Source organism: Salicola sp. AFF1 (genome assembly GCF_056783195.1).
This window is the reverse complement of sequence record NZ_JBXAYL010000100.1, coordinates 1-1,121: the sequence shown is the minus strand read 5'-3', so window position 1 is coordinate 1,121 and position 1,121 is coordinate 1. Positions and strand designations below refer to the sequence as shown.

Sequence of the window (1,121 nt, the reverse complement as noted above, 5' to 3'; positions counted from 1 at the left end):
CTGTGGCCTGACGGCCACCCGGAGGTGGGTCAAAATTAATGGCCAGTAGTGGGTCATTTTAATTGGCCACTAACACATGCCATCAGCTGAAATCGCCTGACTCAATATGGCGCAACACGCGTAGCACCATTTCGCATTCCACTGACGTTTGTATCATGTCGATTGGCCGCCGGTCTCCTAGAGCCCTCACTGGCAAGCGCATCCACCGGCCCATGTTCTCAGTGTCGCCCTCGAACACGGATTCCGCCGTTTCTAATACCTGCACCAAACGGTAGAGCCTGTCACTTTCCTGAGTGGTGAACTGCCCGTCTCGTGCACGACGCTCCAACGTTGTCCTCGAGACACCGAGAGCGCCGGCCGCTTCTGGTTTGGAAAAGCCAAACCGCACCAGAGCGGCTTCAAAAATCTGGAAGCTGAAACCTTGGCGAACCTGATTAATGAGACTCCCTCCACCGGATAAGCCAACACTTTCCCAGAACCCAGCGCTATCTGAGCGTGGCTGTGTGACAGACATCGTCGTTCTCCTTTAGGCAGCTGCCTATCGCCTCCAGCAAGTAGCGCCCTGGTTGATCGCTGCAGCGTAAGCTCACGGGAAACGCCATGCTCCGTGCACGCTCTTTAGACGCAAAGGCTGATCATCCAGCCAAGCTGCGCCGAACACTCTGAACGACGTCATAGGGTTCTTTACCAAAGACATAATGCGCCTCGGCCTTTTGAGCCATCCCTTCCAACGGGGCCTCTCGGCTGTAACCGTATCTGACAAGCTCCTCAGCGTAATCGGTGATAAACCTTTGTCGACCCAAAATCCGCCACTAGGCGACATGCACTAATTCGTGGAAGTGCAGCCGCATCGTATTTTCCTCGCTACGAAGCATGTAGTACGTGTCATCATAGGTTATCCCTCCCAGGTTGCGACTTTCCAGCTGATCCAGAATCCCGCTTGTCCGCACCTGAGGTGTGTCAGGCAAAGGAAGCTGATCAACAATGACAAATCCTGCACTGTCGAGGAACTCACGCGAATAAAATCCCTGAAACGCATTTTCGACGAGTCCAGGAGGGTGAAAGCCCGGAAACGGTGATTAAAGCGCTCGGAATGAGCCGGGCACGCATTTACGAATGGT

General features: G+C 54.1%; 1 protein-coding gene. It reads right to left on the bottom strand.

Annotated features, from left to right (window positions below):
• Window positions 1-82 precede the first annotated feature (82 nt).
• On the bottom strand, window positions 83-514 hold the full coding sequence (parS, locus tag AC1RQI_RS16880; RefSeq protein ID WP_481905776.1) for a type II RES/Xre toxin-antitoxin system antitoxin: 432 nt from the start codon (window positions 512-514) through the stop codon (window positions 83-85).
• Between the last annotated feature and the right edge of the window lie 607 nt (window positions 515-1,121).